We start from the raw sequence: 4203 nt of genomic DNA on the forward strand, positions 1-4203 counted from the left end.
GGTTCTGACGTTCATGGTTCCCTATCCGGCCGGCATATGACGGTCCAGCATATGCCGGTCCTCTATATGGAGGCGGAACAAAGCGCAACAAGGGCCAAAAGCGGAGCTGCCATGCGTTTTCTTCATGGCGTAACCGTTTGAATACTAACAGTTACCCGCAAATACAGCTGTTCTGGTCTCCCTCCCCCTTGCGGGGAGGGGACAGGGGTGGGGGTCCACAACCACCGGCTTGACTGTCGTCTTACCCCGCCAGCCGCACCATTTCGGCCACCGCCTTCAGCGCCAGTTCCCGGCTCGCCGCCGCCACGAACCACGCATTGAGGAACTGCGCGTCGCGGTGCCCGCAGGTGAGCGGCACCCCGTCCAAACCCAGCACCACGCCGCCCGCCGCCTGCAGCACGGCCTGTCCCGCCGCGGTGTCCCATTCTGAAGTCGGGGTAAACCGCGGGTAAAGCTGCGCCTCCCCGGTAGCCAGCAGGCAGAACTTCAGCGACGAGCCCACCGACACGTCCTCGGTCTCTTCCAGGGTATCACAGAGCTCCGCCAGCGCCGCGTGCCCATGCGACCGGCTGGCGACGATCCTGAGCGGATGTGCCGTCTCGCTCACCCGCAGCGCCCGCCGGTCGGTGATCGTCCCCTCGACTACCCGCCCCGAAAACGCCCCCTTCGGCCCGCCCCAGTAGATCGCGTCCGTCGCCGGCGCCAGCACTACGCCACTTACCGGCCGCCCCGCCTCGCAATAGGCGATATTCACGGTGAACTCGCCGTTGCGCTTCAAGAACTCCTTGGTGCCGTCGAGCGGGTCGACGACGAAATAGCGCTCTCCGAGCTCCGGGATATGCCCAGCCGCCACGCTCTCCTCGGCCAGCACCGGCAGGCCGGTCGCCGCCAGATGCGCGAGGATGATCGCCTCGGCCTTCTGGTCCGCCTCCGTCACCGGCGAGCCGTCGGCCTTCTCGATCGCCACGAACTCGCGCCGATACACCCCGAGTATCGCCTCGGACGCCGCCATCGCAGCGAGGTTCATCAGTTCCGTGATGTCGAGGCTCATCGGATTTCCACGTCCAGTCCAAGGTCGAGGGGCTTTGCGCCCATGGTGATCTGGCTCGACGAGATATAGTCGACCTCGGTTTCGGCGATGCCGCGCACCCGCTCGAGCGTCACCCCGCCCGATGCTTCGAGCCGCGCCCGCCCGTCATTGAGCCGCACCGCCGCCTTCAGCAGCTCGTTGTCCATGTTGTCGAGCATGACGATCGTCGCCCCTGCCTCGAGCACTTCCTCGAGTTCGGACAGCGTCGTCACCTCGATCTCGATGGCGACAAGGTGCCCCGCCGCCGCCCGCGCCGCGCGATACGCCTGGCCCGCCCCGCCGGCCACCGCGACATGGTTGTCTTTGATCAGGATGCCGTCGCTCAGCCCGTAGCGATGGTTCGAGCCCCCGCCGCACCGCACCGCATACTTCTCGAACGCCCGCAGCCCCGGCAGCGTCTTCCGCGTATCGCAGATCCGCGCCTTCGTCCCCGCCACCGCATCGACGAACTGTCGCGTCAGCGACGCGATGCCGCTCAGATGATTGAGGAAATTGAGCGCCGTCCGCTCCCCCGCCAGCAGCTGCCGCGCATCGCCCGACACCACCGCGACGATATCGCCCTTCGCCACCGCCGCCCCATCCGCGACCCGCGCATCGAACCCGACCCCGCCGCCTAGCTGCCGGAACACTTCGAGCGCCACCGGCAACCCGGCAATCACCCCGCCCTCGCGCGCCGAAAGCGTCGCGGTCGCCGTCGCATCCGCCCGGATCGTCGCCTGCGAGGTGAGGTCGCCGGCGAGCCCCAGGTCCTCGCCCAGCGCGCGTCGCACCGCATCCTCGACGAGGGCAGGGGGCAGGGCGCCGATAGGGGAGGTGTACGGCATGGCGGGGCTCTTGTGGCGGGTCGGTTTACGCGAGCCAGTCCCGTCAGGCAATGCCACCCGCGGTCGCACATCGCGCCCATTGTCGCCGAAACCGGAACAATTAGGCGCCGTAGTCGTTTGGACGTTGCGCAGTTCCGGGTGGGTAGGCTGTTGCATCATAAAAAGAACGGAGAAAAACAATGCAACTCAAGCGATTGTTGCTGACCACGACGAGCCTATGCATGCTGTCTCTGCTACCGCTTCCGGCGCTGGCGCAGGATGCGGCACTGGCAGCTGCCTATAACGCCTATGTCGAAGCCAGCAGCGGCACCGACGCCGATGCCAAGGCCGCCGCCGAGGCCGCCTTCCTCGCCGAATGCCAGCGCGTCGGCGCTCCCAGCCTCGACGAGTGCATCGCCATGGCCACCGGCGCCGCTGCCACCGAGCAACCCGCTCCGCCGGCCGAAGAGCCCGCGGCCCCCGCCGAGGAGCCTGCTCCTCCGGCCGCCGAACCCGCACCGCCCGCTGCAGAGCCGGCCCCTCCGGCCGCCGAGCAGCCCGCCCCCGAGCAGCCTGCCGCCGAACCGGCACCGGCCGAACAGCCTGCCGCCGAGCCGGCGCCCGCCGAGCAGCCTTCGCCGGCCAGCGATCCGGCCCTCATCGCCGCCTACCAGGCCTATATCGCGGCCAGCTCCGGCACCAATGACGAAGCGACCGTCGCGGCCGAGGCGGCATTCCTCGCCGAATGCAACCGTCTCGGCATCCAGTCGCTCGACGAGTGTCTCGCCCTGATGGGTGGTGCACCCGCCGCCACTCCTGCCACTCCGGCCCAGCCAGGCGAAGCCCCTGCGACCGAAACCCCTGCGGCCGAGACTCCTGCTGCCGACCAATCTGGCCAGCCGCTCGAAGTCGTCCCGGACCAGCAGACGCCCGACGCGCCGGTCGCTCCGGTGCTCGACAGCGCCAAGGACGCCATGAAGGCCGGCGCCGAGGCACCGCCGCCGGCCGCACCGCCGGCTGCCGAAACCCCGCCGCCGGCATCCGATGCCGACGCCCAGGCAGCTCCGCCGCCGCCGCCCGCCGAGATTGAGGCTGCCGTTGCCACCAAGGGTGAGCCGATCGAGCAACTGCCCGCCCCCGAGCTGCCCCCCACCGTCAAGGTGGTCAAGGAGTCCGAGGACAATCGGCTGATCATCAATATCGGCGTGCAGATCAACATCTTCACGCCCTATCAGGATCGCGACCGCCTCGGCCGCGACAGCGACGTCACCTACGAGCAGCTCGAGAACGGCCGTGTGCGGCAGACGGTGATCCGTGCCGACGGCACGCGCATCATCACCGTCTGGAACCGCCAGGGCGAGGTCATCCGCCGCGTCAAGGTGCTGCCGGACGGCACGCGCATCATCCTCGTGTTCGCCGCCGACGACGACCGCGACCACGATTGGCGTGATCCGGGCGACGACCTGCCGCCCTTCTACCTGCCGGTCCCGATCGCGGACTATGTGCTGTACGCCGATAACTCGGACGAAGGCCAGATCGAGCAGTTCCTCAGCGAGCCGCCGCTCGAGAAGTTCGATCGGGTCTATACGGTCGACGAAGTCAAGCGCTCGGCCCGTATCCGCGACACGGTCCGCCGCGTCGAGATCGGCGACCTGACCTTCGAAACTGGCTCGGCCCAGCTCGGCCGCGACCAGGTGGGTTCGCTCAGCAAGGTTGCCGCCGCAATGAAGGCGATCCTCGCGCGCAACCCCGGCGAGACCTTCCTCATCGAAGGTCACACCGACGCAGTCGGCCCGGACGATGCCAATCTCATCCTCTCCGACCAGCGTGCCGAAACCATCGCCAACCTGCTCAGCGAGTTCTACGACATTCCGCCGGAGAACCTCACCACGCAGGGCTATGGCGAGCGCTACCTGAAGGTGCAGACCGACGGCGAGGAGCGTGCCAACCGCCGCGCCACCGTCCGCCGCATCACCTCGCTGGTCACCCCCAGCGCGACCTGACCGCGAGCTGACCTCCAAACTCCGAACCCGGGCCACATCGGCCCGGGTTCTTTTTTTGCCTAGGTGCTTCGGCTCGGATTGGAAACCGCCCCCGCGGGAGCTGCCCCTCGGCGGTCCCACACCCCCAGACGCCGGGGTCTTCCCCCATCCGGCGGAGCATGTATGCTGCCGCCGCGACTAAGGCAGGGGACTTCATGCAAAAGATCATCGCCGCGCTCGAACAGCGGCGGAGCGAGGCGCGACTCGGCGGTGGCCAGAAGCGTATCGACGCGCAGCATAAGAAGGGCAAGCTCACCGCCCGCGAGCG

General features: G+C 68.2%; 3 protein-coding genes. 1 reads left to right on the top strand and 2 read right to left on the bottom strand.

Annotated features, from left to right (window positions below; genetic code table 11):
- Positions 1 to 241: 241 nt before the first annotated feature.
- Both cysQ and nadC read right to left on the bottom strand, forming a co-directional pair.
- Entirely contained in the window at positions 242 to 1051 is an 810-nt protein-coding gene (cysQ, locus tag JWQ89_RS17145; RefSeq protein ID WP_299642945.1) for a 3'(2'),5'-bisphosphate nucleotidase CysQ, read from the bottom strand.
- Positions 1048 to 1914 (bottom strand): carboxylating nicotinate-nucleotide diphosphorylase, encoded by an 867-nt coding sequence (gene nadC / locus JWQ89_RS17150; protein ID WP_299642947.1) that lies wholly within the window; start codon positions 1912 to 1914, stop codon positions 1048 to 1050. Before nadC ends, cysQ begins: the two co-directional genes overlap by 4 nt.
- A 221-nt stretch (positions 1915 to 2135) precedes the next feature.
- Between nadC and JWQ89_RS17155 the strand changes: the two genes are divergently transcribed.
- Complete coding sequence (locus JWQ89_RS17155; RefSeq protein WP_299642949.1) at positions 2136 to 3896, top strand: OmpA family protein; 1761 nt, start codon at positions 2136 to 2138, stop codon at positions 3894 to 3896.
- The last annotated feature ends 307 nt before the right edge of the window (positions 3897 to 4203 follow it).

The organism is Devosia sp. (assembly GCF_028290645.1).
Taxonomy (GTDB): domain Bacteria; phylum Pseudomonadota; class Alphaproteobacteria; order Rhizobiales; family Devosiaceae; genus Devosia_A.